13 protein-coding genes are annotated in these 17110 nt (G+C 70.3%); 6 read left to right on the top strand and 7 right to left on the bottom strand.

Annotated features, from left to right (window positions below; all coding sequences use genetic code 11):
- Nucleotides 1-10: 10 nt before the first annotated feature.
- Together NTM_RS27675 and NTM_RS27670 are read right to left on the bottom strand one after the other, a co-directional pair.
- Nucleotides 11-307, bottom strand: coding sequence for an MGMT family protein (locus NTM_RS27675; protein WP_163769217.1), 297 nt, complete (start codon nt 305-307; stop codon nt 11-13).
- Between the two features lies 1 nt (nt 308).
- A complete protein-coding gene (locus NTM_RS27670; protein ID WP_163769216.1) occupies nt 309-1091 on the bottom strand; it encodes an alpha/beta fold hydrolase in 783 nt (260 codons plus the stop codon).
- A gap of 77 nt (nt 1092-1168) precedes the next feature.
- Here NTM_RS27670 and NTM_RS27665 point away from each other — a divergent pair, with 77 nt between their 5' ends.
- Nucleotides 1169-4285, top strand: a complete 3117-nt coding sequence (locus NTM_RS27665; RefSeq protein WP_163769215.1) for an ATP-dependent helicase — start codon at nt 1169-1171, stop codon at nt 4283-4285.
- Nucleotides 4282-7542: an ATP-dependent helicase gene (locus NTM_RS27660; RefSeq protein WP_163769214.1), complete on the top strand. Its 3261-nt coding sequence runs from the start codon at nt 4282-4284 to the stop codon at nt 7540-7542. Before NTM_RS27665 ends, NTM_RS27660 begins: the two co-directional genes overlap by 4 nt.
- Before the next feature lie 10 nt (nt 7543-7552).
- On the opposite strand, the gene NTM_RS27655 is transcribed toward NTM_RS27660, so the two are convergent.
- Nucleotides 7553-7957: a DoxX family protein gene (locus NTM_RS27655; RefSeq protein WP_163769213.1), complete on the bottom strand. Its 405-nt coding sequence runs from the start codon at nt 7955-7957 to the stop codon at nt 7553-7555.
- 46 nt (nt 7958-8003) lie between these two features.
- On the opposite strand from NTM_RS27655, the gene NTM_RS27650 reads away from it, so the two are divergent.
- Together NTM_RS27650 and nudC are read left to right on the top strand one after the other, a co-directional pair.
- Nucleotides 8004-9083: a potassium channel family protein gene (locus tag NTM_RS27650; RefSeq protein WP_104863193.1), complete on the top strand. Its 1080-nt coding sequence runs from the start codon at nt 8004-8006 to the stop codon at nt 9081-9083.
- Between the two features lie 124 nt (nt 9084-9207).
- Nucleotides 9208-10164 carry an NAD(+) diphosphatase gene (gene nudC / locus NTM_RS27645; RefSeq protein ID WP_163769212.1) on the top strand — a complete coding sequence of 319 codons (957 nt, stop codon included), beginning with the start codon at nt 9208-9210 and terminating at the stop codon, nt 10162-10164.
- 69 nt (nt 10165-10233) lie between these two features.
- On the opposite strand, the gene mrx1 is transcribed toward nudC, so the two are convergent.
- Nucleotides 10234-10485 (bottom strand): mycoredoxin Mrx1, encoded by a 252-nt coding sequence (gene mrx1 / locus NTM_RS27640; protein WP_083143060.1) that lies wholly within the window; start codon nt 10483-10485, stop codon nt 10234-10236.
- Nucleotides 10486-10554: 69 nt separating this feature from the next.
- Here mrx1 and NTM_RS27635 point away from each other — a divergent pair, with 69 nt between their 5' ends.
- Together NTM_RS27635 and NTM_RS27630 are read left to right on the top strand one after the other, a co-directional pair.
- A complete protein-coding gene (locus NTM_RS27635) occupies nt 10555-12675 on the top strand; it encodes an ATP-dependent DNA helicase UvrD2 (protein ID WP_163769211.1) in 2121 nt (706 codons plus the stop codon).
- 438 nt (nt 12676-13113) lie between these two features.
- The gene (locus NTM_RS27630; protein ID WP_163769210.1) at nt 13114-13407 is read left to right on the top strand and encodes a WhiB family transcriptional regulator; all 294 of its coding nucleotides are present in this window, start codon (nt 13114-13116) and stop codon (nt 13405-13407) included.
- Between the two features lie 20 nt (nt 13408-13427).
- Here NTM_RS27630 and NTM_RS27625 read toward each other — a convergent pair whose 3' ends face one another.
- Genes NTM_RS27625 through NTM_RS27615 form a run of 3 tightly spaced genes read right to left on the bottom strand, consistent with a single transcriptional unit; the run spans nt 13428 to nt 17065 of the window.
- On the bottom strand, nt 13428-14759 hold the full coding sequence (locus NTM_RS27625) for a macrolide-binding ATPase MABP-1 (protein ID WP_163769209.1): 1332 nt from the start codon (nt 14757-14759) through the stop codon (nt 13428-13430).
- A 49-nt stretch (nt 14760-14808) separates the two neighbouring features.
- Entirely contained in the window at nt 14809-15639 is an 831-nt protein-coding gene (locus tag NTM_RS27620) for a TOMM precursor leader peptide-binding protein (RefSeq protein ID WP_163769208.1), read from the bottom strand.
- Between the two features lie 52 nt (nt 15640-15691).
- The gene (locus tag NTM_RS27615) at nt 15692-17065 is read right to left on the bottom strand and encodes a zinc-dependent metalloprotease (RefSeq protein ID WP_163769207.1); all 1374 of its coding nucleotides are present in this window, start codon (nt 17063-17065) and stop codon (nt 15692-15694) included.
- Between the last annotated feature and the right edge of the window lie 45 nt (nt 17066-17110).

Genomic DNA, 17110 nt, shown 5'->3' with positions numbered 1-17110 from the left:
GCTCGGCGCGTCAGAAGGCGTGCCGATACTCCCGCAGCGGAATACGGCCGTCCACGGCCAACACGGCTTCGGCGCGCAGCCGTTCGAGTTGACGGGTCGCCAGGTGCGGCGCGGGACGGCCCGACGCCGGGATCACCCGGTGCCAGGGCAGATCCGCGGAGTCCGTGCGCATGATCCACGCGACGATGCGGGGGCTGGAAAGCCCTGCGGCGGCGGCGATGTCACCGTAGGTCGCGACACGCCCCGGCGGGATCGCCGCGACCAGCGTGCGTACCGTCTCGACCTGTTCCTCGGTGATCGCGGCCATGTCAGCCGAGGTGGTCGCGAATCACCGCTGCGGTCTCGGCGGGCCGGGCCAGCGGCACCATGTGGTCGCACTCCCATTCCAGCAGCGTGAAATCGTCGCCGAGGCCTGCGTCGAGCGCGGCGATCAGGTCGGCGCCGGCATACGGCGGATCGGTGTGGGTGGCGCGCACCAAGGTCGTGCGGGTGCCGTCGCGGGGCACGACCGCCGGACGGGTCAGTTCGCTCCAGTAGCACAGCATCGCGGGGATGCTGATGCGCCAGCCCACCCGGCCGCCGGGGTAGTCGACGAGGTGTTCGTCGAGTTCGCGGTCGAGTTCGGACTCATCGACCTCGCCCCACGAGCCATGCAGCTTCTCGTCGCGGGCCTCCTCGCGGTCGGTGTAGTCCGGCGAGCTGTACATGTCCTCGGCGACCTCGCGCATCCAGCGTCCGTCCAGGCCGACGGCGGGATCGAGCAGCACCAGTCCGGCGACCAGATCCGGCCGTGCCGCAGCGAGGTTCAGCGCGATCGCGCCTCCGAACGAATGCCCCGCCACCACCACCGGGCCGCCGCCCTCGGCGTCCAGGAGGGCGCCCAGCGCTGCCACGTTCGCGTCGATCGTCCACGGCGCATCCCACGACGACCGGCCGTGCCCGAGCAGGTCCGGTGCCAGCGCCGCGACGTCGGGCAGGTGGTCGGCGAACAGCGTCTCCCACCGCTTGCCGTGTCCGGTCAGCCCGTGGATCGCCAGCACGCGGGCGGGTCCGGGCGGGCCGAAGCAGTAGGTGCACAACACGTCGGTCACCACGCCGATGCTGCCAGGCCCGCTGTGCGGAGGCCAGGTGAGGGGGACTTGTCGTACCGCCGTGATGTCATGCGTGCATGTCCGCGCCACACACCGAACTGACGCCCGATGCCCTCGGCCGACGGGACATGCGGGGCACCGTTCGCGTGCTGGGCGGGCCGGGCACCGGCAAGAGCAGCCTGCTCGTCGACACTGCGGTCGCCCAGATCGCGGCGGGCCGTGATCCGGAATCGGTTCTGCTGCTGACGGGTTCATCCCGGCTGAGCGCGCGGGTGCGGGCGTCGATCACGTCGGCGCTGCTGGGTGCTGGGGGGCGGGAGGCGGTTCGTGAGCCGCTGGTACGGACCGTGCACTCCTATGCCTTCGCGGTGCTGCGGCTGGCCGCACAGCGCAACGGCAGCCCGCCGCCGCGGTTGATCACCAGCGCCGAACAGGACGGCATCATCCGTGAGCTGCTCGCCGGTGACGTCGAGGACGGCGACGCGTCCCCGGTGCGGTGGCCGCAGCGGCTGCGTCCGGCGTTGACCACAGTCGGCTTCGCCACCGAGTTGCGTGACCTGATGGCGCGGTGCAGTGAGCGCGGCATCGATCCGGTTGCGTTGCAACGCATCGGACGTCAGGCCGGTCGCCCGGAATGGCAGGCCGCGGGCCGTTTCGCGCAGGCCTACGAGCAGATCATGCTGCTGCGTTCGGCGGTGGGCATGGCGGCGCCGCAGGCGACGGTGCCCGCTCTCGGTGCCGCCGAGCTCGTCGGCGCCGCGCTGGAGGCCTTCGCGATGGACGCCGAGCTGCTGGCCGCCGAACGCGCGCGGGTGCAACTGCTGCTCGTCGACGACGCCCAGCACCTGGATCCGCAGGCCGCGCGCCTGGTGCAGGTGCTCGCGGCGGGCGCGGAGCTGACGGTGATCGCCGGCGATCCACAGCAGACGGTGTTCGGGTACCGCGGCGCCGATCCTGCGCTGCTGCGCGGAGACGGTGCCGCGCTGACGCTGACCCGCTCGCATCGGTGCGTGGCACCGGTGGCCGACGCGATCGCCGCGGTCGCGCGGCGACTGCCCGGACCCGACGCCACGCGCGACTACACCGGGTGCGACGGACCGGGTTCGGTGGCCGTGCGTATCGCGGCGTCGCCGCACGCCGAGGCGACGCTGATCGCCGACGCGCTGCGGCGCGCCCACCTCGTCGACGGCGTGCCGTGGGCGCAGATGGCGGTGATCGTGCGCTCCGTGCCGCGGATGGGGGATTCGCTGGGGCGGGCGCTGACCGCGGCGGGGGTGCCCGTCGACGAACCGCACACCGATGTGCCGCTGGCGAATCAGCCGGCGGTCCGCGCGCTGCTGACGGTGCTGGAGGCCACCGAGGATCGGCTCGACGGGGAGCGCGCGCTGGCGTTGGTGACGGGCCCGATCGGGCGGGTCGATCCGGTGTCGCTGCGGCAGCTGCGCCGGTCGCTGCGGCGTGCGACACCCGACAGCGACAGTAGTTTCGGCGAGCTGCTGGTCGACGCGCTGCGGCGCGATGCCGGGCAGCTGCCCGACGAGCAGGCCCGCGCGTTGCGCCGGGTCCGCGCCGTGCTGACCGCCGCCCGGCGCAGCGCCCAGGACGGCTGCGATCCGCGGCACACGCTGTGGCAGGCGTGGAACCGTTCCGGGCTGCAGAAGCGCTGGCTGGCCGCGGCCGAACGGGGCGGGCCCGCTGCCGCGCAGGCCGACCGTGACCTTGATGCGGTCACCGCGCTGTTCGACGTCGCCGAGCAGTACGTCGATCGCACCGCGGGCGCATCGCTGCGCGGGCTGGTCGACCACATCACCGGGTTGTCGCTACCCCCGGGCCGTGGCGACGAGCGCGACGGTGACGGGGTCGCACTGGTCAGCGCGCACTCCGCGCTGGGCCGCGAATGGGAGTTCGTGGTCCTCGCCGGCATGCAGGAAGGGCTGTGGCCCAACGTCTCTCCGCGCGGCGGGGTGCTGGCCACCCAGCATCTGGTCGACGTCATCGACGGGGTGGCCGCCGAGGGGCAGCGGCTGTCCAGCCGCGCACCGCTGCTGGCCGAGGAACGCAGGCTGCTGATCGCCGCGATGGGCCGGGCCCGCAGCCGGCTGCTCGTCACCGCGGTCGACAGCGACTCCGGCGACGACGCGATGCTGCCGTCGTCGTTCTGCGCCGAGCTCACCGCGGTGGCCACCGAACCCGTCCCTGAGCCGGCGCTGCCGATCCGCGCGCCCCGCGTGCTCGCGCCCGCAGCGCTGGTCGGCCGGCTGCGGTCGGTGGTGTGCGCCGCACCCGACGCCGTCACCGACAGTGAGCGAGCCTGTGCCGCGGCACAGTTGGCGAGGCTCGCCGAGGCCGGCGTGCACGGTGCCCATCCGGCGTCCTGGTACGGGGCCCGCGAACTGTCCACGCAGGAGCCACTGTGGGACGGCGACGACCATGTGGTCACGCTGTCACCGTCGACGCTGCAGATGCTGTCCGATTGTCCGCTGCGCTGGCTGTTGGAACGCCACGGCGGTGCGCGGAGCCGCGATGTGCGCTCGACGCTGGGGTCGCTGGTGCACGCGCTGGTGTCGGAGTCGGCGAAGCCGGAGTCGGTACTGCTCAATGATCTCGAAAAGGTCTGGAAAAAACTGCCTTTCGATGCCCAGTGGCACTCCGACAACGAGCTGTCCCGGCATCTGGAGATGCTGGAGACCTTCCTGCGGTGGCGCACTGACAGCCGGGCGCAGCTCACCGAGGTCGGCACCGAGATCGACGTCGACGGGGTGGTCGGTGATGCCGACGGTGACGGGCCCGCGGTGCGGATCCGGGGCCGGCTGGACCGGCTGGAGCGCGACAGCGAGGGCCGCCTCGTCGTCGTCGACATCAAGACCGGGAAGAGCCCGGTCACCAAGGGCGACGCCCAAGAGCACGCCCAGCTGGCGCTGTACCAGCTGGCCGTCGCCGCCGGCCTTGTCTCCGACGGTGACCAGCCCGGTGGGGGACGGTTGGTCTATCTCGGCAAGACCACCGGCGGCGCCGCGACCGAACGCCACCAGGACCCGATGACCGCACAGGGGCGGGAACACTGGCAGACCGAGATCCATCAGGCCGCGGCCGCGACGCAGGGCCCCGAGTTCGTCGCCCGGGTCAACGACGGTTGCGCCCATTGCCCGGTACGGGCGATGTGCCCGGCGCAGGACACCAGGAGCGACACATGAGCACACCGCGCTACAGCCCGGCCGAACTGTCCAGGGCATTGGGACTTTTCGAGCCGACTGACGAGCAGGCCGCCGTGATCGCCGCGCCGCCCGGCCCCCTCGTCGTCATCGCCGGTGCCGGGGCGGGCAAGACCGAGACGATGGCCGCGCGGGTGGTGTGGCTGGTCGCCAACGGGTACGCGACACCCGGCGAGGTGCTGGGGCTGACGTTCACCCGCAAGGCCGCCGGACAGTTGCTCCGCCGCGTGCGGTCCCGGCTGGCGCGGCTGGCCGGGGCCGGCCTGACGATCCCGGGTACGGACTTTGCCGACGACCCGGTCACCATCGGCACCTACCACGCGTTCGCCGGGAACCTGCTGCGCGAGTTCGGGCTGATGTTGCCGGTGGAACCCGACACCCGGCTGCTCGGCGAAACCGAACTGTGGCAGTTGGCGTTCCGCGTGGTCTGCGAGCATCCGGATGCCCTTGACACCGACAAGTCGCCGGCGTCGATCACCGCGATGGTGCTGCGGTTGGCCGGCCAGCTCTCCGAACACCTCGTCGACACCGCGCAACTACGCGACACCCACGTCGAGCTGGACCGGCTCGTGCACCATCTGCCCGCGGGCCGATATCAGCGCGACAAGGGTCCGAGCCAGTGGTTGCTGCGGATGCTGGGCACCCAGACCGAACGCACCATGCTGGTGCCGCTGATCGACGCGCTGCACCGCCGGATGCGTGAGGAGCGCGTGATGGACTTCGGGATGCAGATGGCCTCGGCCGCCCGGCTGGCCTCCACCCATCCGGAGGTGGGCGAGCAACTGCGCCAACGCTATCGGGTGGTGCTGCTCGACGAATACCAGGACACCGGGCACGCGCAGCGGGTCGCGCTGTCGTCGCTGTTCGGTGGCGGCGCCGACGACGGTCTGGCCCTGACCGCTGTGGGCGACCCGATCCAGTCCATTTACGGTTGGCGGGGTGCGTCGGCGACCAATCTGCCGCGCTTCACCACGGACTTTCCGCTTTCCGACGGCACCCCGGCGCCGACGCTGGAGCTGCGTACCAGCTGGCGCAATCCGCCGGAGGTGTTGCACCTGGCCAACGAGGTGTCTCTGGATGCGCGCCACCGGTCGGTGGCGGTGCGGGCGTTGCAGCCCCGGCCCGGCGCCGAGCCCGGCACGGTGCGCGCGGCGCTGCTGCCCGACGTCGAGGCCGAACGCGACTGGGTGGCTGACCGGCTCGCCGCGCAGTGGCACGGGGAGGTCTCGGCGTCGGGCGCCCCACCGACGGCGGCAGTGCTGGTGCGCCGCAACGCCGATGCCGCACCGATGGCCGATGCGCTGACCCGGCGCGGGGTGCCGGTCGAGGTGGTCGGGCTGGCCGGGTTGCTCGCGGTGCCCGAGGTCGCCGACGTGGTGGCGATGCTGCGGCTGTGCGCCGACCCGACCGCCGGTGCCGCGGCGGTGCGGGTGCTGACCGGGCCGCGGTGGCGCCTCGGGGCGCGCGACGTCGCGGCGCTGTGGCGGCGCGCGGTGACGCTCGTCGGCGGCGCACCGAAGCCGGACTCGATGGCGGCGACCGACGAGATCGTCGCGCAGCTCGACTCCGACGCCGACGGCGCATGCCTGGCCGATGCGATCTGCGACCCAGGTCCCGCCGACGCGTACTCCGCGGCCGGTCACGCCCGCATCGTCGCGCTGGCCCGTGAGCTGACCATGCTGCGGGCACACCTCGACAGCCCGCTTCCCGATCTGGTGGCCGAGGTACGCCGGACCCTCGGTATCGACGCCGAAGTCCGTGCCGCGCAACCGGTCTCGGCGGGCTGGTCGGGAACCGAACATCTCGACGCGTTCGGTGACGTGGTCGCCGACTTCGCGTCGCGGGGACATCCGACGGTCTCAGGGCTGCTGGCCTACCTGGACACCGCGGAGGAGGTGGAGAACGGACTGGCCCCGGCAGAGGTTGCGGTGTCGTCCGAGCGGGTGCAGATCTTGACCGTGCACGCCGCCAAAGGCCTGGAATGGCAGATCGTCGCGGTGCCGCACCTGTCCGGGCGGGTGTTCCCGTCGACCGCGTCACCGCGCACCTGGCTCACCGACGCCGCCGATCTACCGCCGCTGCTGCGCGGGGACTGCGCGACGGTGTCCGACCACGGTGTCCCGGTGCTCGACACCTCCGATGTCAGTGATCGGAAAGGGTTGTCGGACAAGATCAACGACCACAAGCGCAACCTGGAGCAGCGTCGCACCGACGAGGAGCGTCGGCTGTTGTACGTGGCGATCACCCGGGCCGAGCAGATGCTGCTGGTGTCGGGCCATCACTGGGGCGCCACCGAATCCAAGCCGCGGGGGCCGTCGACGTTCCTGACCGAACTCAAGGACGTCATCGACCGCTCGATCGAGGTGGGACAGCCGTGCGGCGCCGTCGACGTGTGGGCTGATGCTCCCGCCGACGGCTCCCCGAACCCGCTGCGGGACCGTGTCGTCGAAGCCGTGTGGCCGGTCGACCCGGCAGGCACCCGCCGGAGCGACGTCGACCGCGGGGCGACCCTGGTGACCATGACGGCCAAGAGTGATCCGCAGGGTCTGCCCGATGTGCACGGCTGGGCCGCCGATGTGGACGCCCTGCTGGCCGAACGGGAATCGGCTGCGCGCCCGCCGGTCCCGGTGCTGCCCGCGCAGCTGTCGGTCAGCGCGATGGTCGAACTGGGCCGCGACCCGGAGGCGGTGGCGCAGCGGCTGCAACGGCGGCTTCCGCGCCGCCCCGATTCGCAGGCCCTGCTGGGTACGGCGTTTCACGAATGGGTGCAGCGATATTTCCAGGCCGAAAAACTGTTCGACCTCGATGATCTGCCCGGTGCCGTCGACGCGGACCGGCAGGACCGCGGAGAGCTGGAGGAGTTGCAGGCGGCGTTCGCGGTGTCGCCGTGGGCGGCGCGTACCCCGGTGGATGTGGAGGTGCCGTTCGACATGATGCTCGCAGGCCGGGTGGTGCGTGGCCGCATCGACGCCGTGTTCGCCGACGACGACGGTGCCGTCACGATTGTGGACTGGAAGACCGGCGAGATGCCGTCGGACCCAGAAGAGTTGCAGCGCAACGGTCTTCAGTTGGCGGTGTACCGGCTGGCGTGGGCGCGGCTGCACGGCTGCCCGCCGTCGGCGGTACGGGCCGCGTTCCACTATGTGCGGTGCGGTCGCACGCTGATGCCCGGCACACTGCCCGACGAGGACGAACTGGTCGCGCTGTTGACCGAGGCCGGCGAGGAGGAGGTCGCCTGAGGGGAACCGGTCAGCTCTCCTTGTAGATCTTCCAGGCCCGCGTGATCATCGGGATCTGCAGCGGCAGCCGGGCGATCGCCCCGATCCGCATCGGCAGCGACTTGCTGGGGTCCTGGAACCACAGCCGCACCATGTTCACGTTGCCGGGGAACACGCCGAGGAACAGCGCGATCGCCGACAACGCACCCAGTCTGCGGGTCTGCGGTGCGAGCAGCAGGCCCCCGACGCCGATCTCGGCCACCCCGGAGGCGTAGGTGTAGAAGCGGGCGGTGCCCGGAAGTTCCTCCGGAACGATGGAGTCGAAGGGCTTCGGGGCCGCGAAATGCAGAACCCCCATCCCGACCAGCCAGGCGCCCATCTTGGCGCCGCGCGAAGAAGTGGTGATCCGCTGCAGCGCGGATGAGGAGGTGGACATGATTACATTGTGCGGGTGCGGCTGCCTCACTCCCTGATCGGCCCTCATGGCTAAGGGACGCCTCCGCCGGCGGGTGCGCCGGTTCGATCAGTCGTTGGCCGATATGCCGGTCCACGCGCTGACCGACCGGGTGCAGATCCCGACCGAGATGGTCAGCCCGGCGCGACGCATCACGGTCCGCGTCATCTATGCGCTGGGGGCGTTGTTCGCCGCGGTGCTGATCGTCTACCTCGACCGCGACGGCTATCGCGACGCCCAGGACAACCCCCTGTCGTTCCTGGACTGCCTGTACTACGCGACGGTGTCGCTGTCGACGACCGGCTACGGCGACATCACGCCGATCACTCCCGAAGCGCGACTGGTCAACGTCCTGGTGATCACCCCGCTACGGGTGGCGTTCCTGATCGTGCTGATCGGTACGACCGTCGAAACCCTCACCACGCAATCGCGTCAGGTCTACCAAATCCAGCGATGGAGGAGCAGGTTGCGCAACCACATCATCATCGTCGGATACGGCACCAAGGGCCGGACGGCGGCCGCGGCGATGGTCGGCGACGAGATCGCCCCCGGGGACATCGTCGTGGTCGACGAGGACAACGCCGCGCTGGAGCGCGCCAAGAGCGCGGGCCTGGTGACGGTGCGCGGGACTGCCACCGACTCCGAGGTGCTGCGCCTGGCGGGCGCTCAACACGCGAAGACGATCATCGTCGCGGCCAACCGTGACGACACCGCGGTGCTGGTCACACTCACCGCCCGCGAGCTCGCGCCGAACGCGAAGATCATCGCCGCGGTGCGCGAGAGCGACAACGAACATCTCCTCAAGCAGTCCGGCGCGGATTCGACTGTGGTCACCTCCGAGACGGCGGGCCGGCTGCTCGGCATCGCCGTCCAGACCCCCAGCGTCGTCGAAATGATGGAGGACCTGCTGACGCCGGACCGCGGTTTCGCGATCTCCGAGCGCGAGGTCACTCCGAAGGAGGCCGGCGGATCGCCGCGCCACCAGAGCGACATCGTGCTGGGCGTGGTGCGCGGCAGCAAGCTGTACCGCGTCGACGAACCCGACGTCGACGCGCTGGAGTTGGGGGACCGGTTGTTGTACATCCGTTCCGCAGACGAGGACCGATGAGCGCTTGCGCCGCGACGAGCGCTTGCGCGAGGAGCCATCGATGAAGAGCAGAAGGCAGCGATGAGCGCTTGCGCCGCGACGAGCGCTTGCGCGAGGAGCCATCGATGAAGAGGAAAGTGCCCCGATGAGCGACCACGCCACCAACCCGGTCAACAGCCCGGGTTTCCGGCTCCGCAACGTGCCGCTGTTGTCGCGTGTCGGCGCCGACCGCGCCGACACGCTGCGCACCGACATCGACGCCGCCGTGGCCGGCTGGGCCGATGCGCTGCTGCTGCGCGTGGACCGGCGCAGCCAGGTGCTCATCTCCGGCGGCCGTGCGGTGCTCAACCGCGCCTCCGATGCCGGTGCCTCCCCGCCCGAGAACGCGGTGTTTCTCGGCAGGCTCGACGACGGCAGACACGTATGGGCGCTGCGGTCGGACCTGAAACCGCCGCAGGATTCCGATGGCCCGGTCGAGGTGCTCGACCTGCGCCGCGCCGGCGACGTGTTCGACGACGTCAGCGCTCAGCTGGTCGCGACCGCGACCGCGCTGCTGAACTGGCATGACAGCGCGCGATTCAGCCCGGTCGACGGCACCCCGACCAAGGTGATCAAGAGCGGTTGGGCGCGGATCAATCCGGTCACCGGCCACGAGGAGTTCCCGCGCATCGACCCGGCGGTGATCTGCTTGGTGCACGACGGCCACGACCGCGCGGTGCTCGCCCGCCAGACCGTGTGGCCGCCGCGGCTGTTCTCGATCCTGGCGGGTTTCGTCGAGGCGGGGGAGTCGTTCGAGTCGTGCGTGGTGCGCGAGATCGCCGAGGAGGTCGGCCTCACGGTGACCGATGTGCAGTATCTCGGCTCTCAGCCGTGGCCGTTCCCGCGCTCGCTGATGGTCGGCTTCCACGCGGTCGGCGACCCCGAGCAGCCGTTCTCGTTCAACGACGGTGAGATCGCCGAGGCGCAGTGGTTCACCCGCGCCGAGGTCCGCGAGGCCCTCGATCAGGGAGACTGGGGTTCGGGCGGCACGTCACGGCTGTTGCTGCCCGGCTCGATCTCCATCGCGCGCGAGATCATCGAATCCTGGGCCGCCCAGGACTGAGCGCGAGCAGACACAAACTCGCGCGAAATCACCGCGAAAAGGGCGAGTTTGCGTCTGCTCGCGAAGAAATCAGGCGGCGAGCTTGGCCTTGACCTGCTGGATGGTCGGGTTGGTCAGCGTCGAACCGTCGGCGAACTTGACCGTCGGCACCACGTGGTTGCCGCCGTTGACCGAGCCGACGAATTCCGCCGCGGCCGGGTCGGCCTCGATGTCGACCTCGGTCCAGGTGATGCCCGCGGATTTCAGCGCGATCTTGAGGCGCGAGCAGTAGCCACACCACGTCGTCGTGTACATGGTCAATGCAGCGTCGTCAGTGCTCATAAGTGCTTCAACGTAGTCGACGGCCCGGACATGCCCGCCCGAGGCCCGCGGTTGTCGGGCTGCGCTGACATGATGGTCGCCATGTCTCCCACGGCGTCGCGCGATCTGCTGCTGGGCGATCTCGACGAAGAGCAGCGTGAGGCGGTGCTGGCGCCGCGCGGCCCGGTCTGTGTGCTTGCCGGTGCCGGCACCGGCAAGACCCGCACCATCACCCGCCGCATCGCCCATCTGGTGACGGCCGGCCACGTCGCCCCGAGCCAGGTGCTGGCGGTGACGTTCACCCAGCGCGCCGCCGGGGAGATGCGCGGCCGGCTGCGCGCGCTCGACGACGGCACCGGCACCGGTGCGGTGCAGGCGCAGACGTTCCACGCGGCGGCTCGCCGGCAGCTGTCGTATTTCTGGCCCCGGGTGGTCGGCAACACCGACTGGCAGTTGATGGACAGCAAGTTCGCCGTGGTCGCGCAGGCCGCCAACCGCGCCGGCCTGCCGACCGGCACCGACAACGTGCGCGATCTGGCCGGCGAGATCGAGTGGGCGAAGGCGTCGCTGATCAGCCCGGAGGGCTACGCCGCCGCGGTCGCCGACGTCGGACGCGACATCCCGTTCGACGCTGCCAAGGTCGCCGCGGTCTACGACCACTACGAGACGCTCAAGACCCGGCGTGAAGGGGTCGCGCTGCTGGATTTCGACGACCTGCTGCTGCACACCGCCGCGGCGATCGAGAACGACCCTGCGGTCGCGCAGGAGTTCCGCGACCGGTATCGCTGTTTCGTCGTCGACGAATATCAAGACGTCACCCCGCTGCAGCAGCGCGTGCTCGACGCGTGGCTCGGCGGCCGCGACGACCTGACCGTCGTCGGTGACGCGAACCAGACCATCTACTCGTTCACCGGCGCCTCACCGCGCTACCTGCTGGACTTCTCGCGGCGCTTCCCCGAAGCGGCCGTGGTCCGGCTCGAACGCGACTACCGGTCCACCCCGCAGGTGGTCTCGCTGGCCAACCGGGTCATCGCCGCCGCCCGCGGCCGGATGGCGGGTAGCAAGCTGCACCTCGTCGGGCAGCGCCCGCCGGGCCCCAACCCGGTGTTCAAGGGTTACCCGGACGAAGTCGCCGAGGCCACCGCGGTCGCCAAGAGCATCAAGACGCTCATCGACTCCGGTACCGCCGCGTCCGAGATCGCGGTGCTCTACCGCATCAACGCCCAGTCCGAGGTTTACGAGGAGGCGCTCACCGAAGCCGGGGTGGCGTTCCAGGTGCGCGGCGGGGAGGGGTTCTTCAGCCGCCAGGAGATCCGCCAGGCTCTGCTGGCGATGCAGCGCACCGCCGAGCGCCAACCGGATCTCGACGGTCCGCTGCCCGAGATCGTGCGCACCATCCTCGAACCGCTCGGGTTGACGGCCGAAGCGCCCGCGGGCACCCGCGCGCGGGACCGGTGGGAGGCGTTGGTCGCGCTGGCCCAGCTCGTCGACGACGAGGTCGCGCAGCGGCCCGGACTGGACCTGCGCGCCCTGCTGACCGAGCTGCGCCAACGCGCCGATTCCCGCCACCCACCGGTGGTGCAGGGCGTGACGCTGGCGTCGCTACACGCGGCGAAAGGCCTGGAGTGGGATGCGGTGTTCCTCGTCGGCCTGGCCGACGGCACGCTGCCGATCTCGCACGCGCTGTCGCACGGCCCCGACAGTGAGCCGGTCGAGGAGGAGCGCAGGCTGCTGTACGTCGGGGTGACCCGGGCGCGGGTTCATCTGACGCTGAGCTGGGCGCTGGCGCGTAACCCGGGCGGTCGGCAGGGCCGGCGCCCGTCGCGCTTCCTCAACGGCATCGCGCCGCAGTCCCAGCGCGACGACAGCCCCAGCAAGCCGCGCCGGGCGCGCGGCCCCGCACCGAGGTGCCGAATCTGCAACGCGCAGTTGACAACTCCACCGGCCATCATGCTGCGCCGCTGTGAGACGTGTCCGTCGGACATCGACGACGAACTGCTCGCCGAACTCAAGGAATGGCGGCTGCGGATCTCCAAGGAGATGAGCGTGCCCGCGTATGTGGTGTTCAGCGACAACACCCTGATCGCGATCGCCGAGTCGCTGCCCACCGACGACGCGGCGCTGGTCGCGATCCCCGGCATCGGCGCACGCAAGCTCGAACAGTTCGGCGCCGACGTTCTCGCGTTGGTCAAAGGCCGCCAAAAAACGTAAAAATTCCGCCAAAAGCGCTGGTCAAAAATATGTTGTGCGATTTCGCTGGTACGGTTTAGCCTCGTAGCACACAGACGCGTGCCATGTGCGAAAGGAGGGTGCCAGACATGAACAGCAATCAGAAGTTCACCGGTGTCAGCGTTGCCGGCAAGTCGTGGACCCTCCGTGCCTCTGTCCAGGTACATCCCGCGCATCCCGTTCCCGCCGCTGCTGCCGCGCCGCGTAAGCGTCGTGCCGCCGCCGGCGCGATTGCCGCGTCCGTGAGGGGCTATCCCTAGGTATTAGCCCACCCGCCACCTTCAGGCCACGGACCCGCAATCACGGATCCGTGGCCTTCTTGTTTTTCCGACAACGAAGTCCTGGTCACAGATCCATCGAAAAGAGTTCAGAGACAAGACAACCGACGAGAATCAACGACCAGAAAGCAGAGGACCGGACATGTCTTCGCCGACATGCGAGAAGACGCCGACATCCGAAATGCGAGAGCCGGCGGTGCCGTGCCATGTCGAGGACCCCGACCTGTGGTTCGCCGAGGATCCGCGTGACCTCGAACGCGCCAAGGCGCTGTGCGCGGAATGCCCGATCCGGAGGGCCTGCCTGAACGCGGCGTTGGAACGCCAGGAACCGTGGGGCGTCTGGGGTGGCGAGATCCTCGAGCGCGGCATCGTCATCGCCCGCAAGCGGCCGCGGGGCCGTCCGCGTAAGGACGCGAAAGACCCTGTCGCCGCTTGAGATTCAGCCGGTCCCGACGCTCACACCGCGTCGGGATCGGCGAATCCCGGCACTTTCTCCATCGCGATGCGACGCGTGTCGACGTGGGCGTCGAGCTGACAGGAGATCGCGACGATCGACGCGATCACCCGCATCGGGATCACCAGCTTCGGCGGAATGTCCATCTGCCGAGCGGTTTTGAGCTGACCGGCGGCCCGGTCGAGTTCCAGTGTCGTCATTCGCTGCAGCCATTTACGGGTGTAGTGGAACACCGGCACCTCCAGCGGTTCGACGTACTGCTTGAGCATTTCGTCGATCTCGCGGGTGGAGACCTGCTGGCCCTTCTGGATGAATCCGACCTTCTCCATGGTGGGCAGCAGCTTGTCGTAGTTCTTGTCGACCGCGTACCGCAGGATCTGGCCGAGCTCCACCGGCCAGCCGCCGGGCATCGGGGCCACCGCACCGAAGTCGATGACACCCATCTTGTTGTCGGGCAGCAGCATGAAGTTCCCGGGATGGGCGTCGCCGTGCACCATCTCCAACCGGGTGGGGGCGTCGTCGCAGAACTCGAACATCCGCGTGGCCATCAGGTCGCGCTGCTCCTGGGTGCCTTCCCGGATGATCTGCGACAGCGGCACGCCTTCGATCCATTCCTGGATCACGACCTTGGGCGCGCTGGCAACCACGTGCGGGACGACGAAGTCCGGATGGCCGTCGTACGCCTTGGCGAAGGCGCGCTGGTTGTCGGCTTCGAGGCGGTAGTCGAGTTCCATCTCGGTGCGTTCGATCAGCTCGTCGACCACGCCCTGCACGTCGGCGCCGGGGGCGAGCTGTTTGAGGATGCCGACCATGCGCTGCATGGTTTTCAGGTCGGCGCGCAGCGCCTCGTCGGCGCCGGGGTACTGGATCTTGACCGCGACCTCGCGGCCGTCGGACCACACGGCCTTGTGGACCTGGCCGATGCTCGCCGAGGCGACGGCCTTGTCGTCGAAGGACTGGAAGCGGTCCCGCCACTTCGTGCCGAGCTGCTGGTCGAGCACCCGGTGCACCCGGTTGGCCGGCATCGGCGGCGCCTCGCGCTGCAGCTTGGTCAGCGCCTCGCGGTACGGCTTGCCGTACTGCTCGGGGATCGCGGCCTCCATCACCGACAGGGCCTGACCGACCTTCATCGCGCCACCCTTGAGCTCACCGAGCACGGTGAACAGCTGCTGGGCGGCCTTGTCCATGAGTTCGGCGTTGACCTCGTCCTTCGACTTGCCGGTCAGCCGTTTGCCCAAGCCGAGTGCGGCGCGTCCCGCCATGCCGACCGGTAACGACGCCAGCTTGGCGTTCCGCGCAACGCTGCCCCGCTTGATCTCACTCACGTTCTCCATCATCCACGACCCGCGGTGACTTCAACCAACTAGTGGGAGACCGGTGCTGTCAGCATGCGCAGTCGGGGTGGCGCGACCATCGCCGCGCATCGATCGACCCGGTCGAGACATCGAATTCCAAGGTGGTGTCCAACGTTGCCGGCGGCGGCGCGGCGCCGGGATCGGCGTGTCGCAACGTCTGCACGATCTGGTCGATCTCTTTGAGCGCCAGCGCCGCGGTGGCCAGCACGGTGGCCCGGTCGGCGCTGCCGACGGTGCGGCACAGTTGCGCCGCGATGGCCGGCCAGGAGGCGTCCCGGTCGCTGCGGTGGAGGTCGGCGCACCGCAGACAGCTCGTCACCCCGGGCACCACCAACGGACCGACCAACCCGGTGCCGTCGCGCACCCGCACCGGAAGGTGCGGAACCCGCGCGTCGCACAGATCGCGGACCAGCCGGGGATCGGCGACCAGATAGTCGGTCAGGACCACCAGGTCGGGGCGTGCGGTGCACGCGTTGGTTCTGGTGGTGCGGCTGACGCGGACGTTCGCGTTGCACAGCGACGCGATCAGCAGGTCGGTCAGCGGGCCGTCCCCGTGCACCCGGATGACGGCTGCCCGCACATGCGCCCGCGGTGCCGCGGTGACCACGCCGCGCTGTACGAGGTGGGTGACCAGCCCGTCGACGACGGGTGCGTCGACGCCGTGGGTGGCGGCCAGTGCCCGCAGTTGTGGGGTGGTGGCGACACCCTGCAGCGAGCGCAGCAGTTCGGCCAGCACCGAGCCGGGCAACCCGTCGGGCGGGCGGACCACGACGGCGCGCCGCGGATCCCAGCCGACCTGCACGGTGCCGTCAGGTCGGGACAGCACCGGGGTGGTGGGGCTGAGCGCGTACCGCGTCATGAATAGACCCTGTCACGCGGTGCCGGCGCCGAGCCGGGTTATCCACAGGGGGTCAGGCGCGGGGTTCGTCCGGTCCGGTGTCGCCGCGCTGGATCTCGCGTTCGAGGTCGGCGATCGCGCTGTCGAGGTCGCTGGTGTCCCCGCCGATCATCCGGTCGATGAACGCGGCCGGCTCGTCGAGGTCGGCAGCACTGGGCAGCAGGTCCGGGTGTTGCCACACCCCGTCGCGGGCGTCGGCGCCGACGGCGTCGGTGAGCTTGCGCCACAGGTCGGCCGCTTCGCGCATCTTGCGGGGGCGCAGTTCGAGGCCGACGAGCGTCGCGAAGGTCTGCTCGGCGGGGCCTCCGGTGGCGCGGCGCCTGCGCAGCATCTCGGCCAGCGCCATGGTGCCGGGGATGCGGTCACCGAGCGCGTCGACGACGACGGTCTGCACCCAGCCCTCGATCAGCGCGAGCAGCGTCTCCAGCCGCTCCAGGGCCGCGGTCTGCTCCGGGGTGGCCTTGGGCTCGAAGATGCCCTGGTTGAGCAGCTGCTCCATCTCCGACGGATCGGTCAGCGAGGCCGGGTTGAAGCCGCGGGCGAACTCCTCGATGCCGCTCATGTCGATCTTGGTGCCGCGGGCGAACGCCTCGACGGCGTTGAGCAGCTGGCTGGCCAGCCACGGCACATGGCTGAACAGTCGGTGGTGGGCGGCCTCGCGCGCGGCCAGGAAGGTGAGGACCTCGCTGCGCGGCTGCTCCAGCCCCTCGGACAGCGACTCGACCGCCTCGGGCATCAGCGCCGCGACACCCTTGGGCCCCAACGGAAGCCCGATGTCGGTGGAGGTGAGCACCTCCTTGGACAGCGTGCCCAGCGCCTGCCCGAGCTGTGAGCCGAACGCCATGCCGCCCATCTGCGACATCATCGCCAGCAGCGGGCCGGCCATGGCCTTGGCCTCCTCGGGCAGCGCCTGCGCCCACACCGTGGAGATCTGCTCTGCGACCGGGTCGCACAACCGCTTCCAGGTGGCCATCGTGTTGTCGATCCAGTCGGTCGGCGTCCACGCCGCGGTCCGGACGGTGCCGGCCGGCAGCGGGGTCACCCCGTCGAGCCAGGTCTCGGCCAGCCGCACCGCATCGGCGATCGCCGTCGCGGTCTGTTCGGGCACCGGCGCGACGAACCCGATCGAGCTCGACGCGAGCTGGCGGGCCAGGTCGTAGTTCACCGGTCCCGACGACTGGCCGCCGGCCATCGAGGTCCCGGCGCCGCTGAACATCTCGCCCAGCTTGGAGAAGATCTGCCCGAGCTGCGACATGTCGAACTCGCCGCCACCCGGGAAGCCGGCACCGAACGGATCCCCGCCCGAGCCCGGGCCGGGGTTGTCCTTCTTGTGCTTGTCGCGGTCGGGGTCGTCCCCGGCAGAGAAGCCGAAAGGCAGGTCAGCCATGCCTCAACCGTACTCACCGTGGGGATGACATGCGCGTGCGCGGGT

The sequence above is a fragment of the Mycolicibacterium parafortuitum genome (assembly GCF_010725485.1).
Taxonomy (GTDB): Bacteria; Actinomycetota; Actinomycetes; order Mycobacteriales; family Mycobacteriaceae; genus Mycobacterium.
This window is presented reverse-complemented; position numbering and strand designations above follow the sequence as displayed.

What these genes read in the sequence shown, in the direction of transcription:
- NTM_RS27665 (WP_163769215.1), top strand. Translation starts at nt 1,169, where the DNA reads ATGTCCGCGCCACACACCGAACTGACGCCCGATGCCCTCGGCCGACGG.
- NTM_RS27615 (WP_163769207.1), bottom strand. Translation starts at nt 17,065, where the DNA reads ATGGCTGACCTGCCTTTCGGCTTCTCTGCCGGGGACGACCCCGACCGC.
- NTM_RS27630 (WP_163769210.1), top strand. Translation starts at nt 13,114, where the DNA reads ATGTCTTCGCCGACATGCGAGAAGACGCCGACATCCGAAATGCGAGAG.
- NTM_RS27650 (WP_104863193.1), top strand. Translation starts at nt 8,004, where the DNA reads ATGGCTAAGGGACGCCTCCGCCGGCGGGTGCGCCGGTTCGATCAGTCG.
- NTM_RS27625 (WP_163769209.1), bottom strand. Translation starts at nt 14,759, where the DNA reads ATGGAGAACGTGAGTGAGATCAAGCGGGGCAGCGTTGCGCGGAACGCC.
- NTM_RS27660 (WP_163769214.1), top strand. Translation starts at nt 4,282, where the DNA reads ATGAGCACACCGCGCTACAGCCCGGCCGAACTGTCCAGGGCATTGGGA.
- mrx1 (WP_083143060.1), bottom strand. Translation starts at nt 10,485, where the DNA reads ATGAGCACTGACGACGCTGCATTGACCATGTACACGACGACGTGGTGT.
- NTM_RS27620 (WP_163769208.1), bottom strand. Translation starts at nt 15,639, where the DNA reads ATGACGCGGTACGCGCTCAGCCCCACCACCCCGGTGCTGTCCCGACCT.
- NTM_RS27635 (WP_163769211.1), top strand. Translation starts at nt 10,555, where the DNA reads ATGATGGTCGCCATGTCTCCCACGGCGTCGCGCGATCTGCTGCTGGGC.
- nudC (WP_163769212.1), top strand. Translation starts at nt 9,208, where the DNA reads ATGAGCGACCACGCCACCAACCCGGTCAACAGCCCGGGTTTCCGGCTC.
- NTM_RS27675 (WP_163769217.1), bottom strand. Translation starts at nt 307, where the DNA reads ATGGCCGCGATCACCGAGGAACAGGTCGAGACGGTACGCACGCTGGTC.
- NTM_RS27655 (WP_163769213.1), bottom strand. Translation starts at nt 7,957, where the DNA reads ATGTCCACCTCCTCATCCGCGCTGCAGCGGATCACCACTTCTTCGCGC.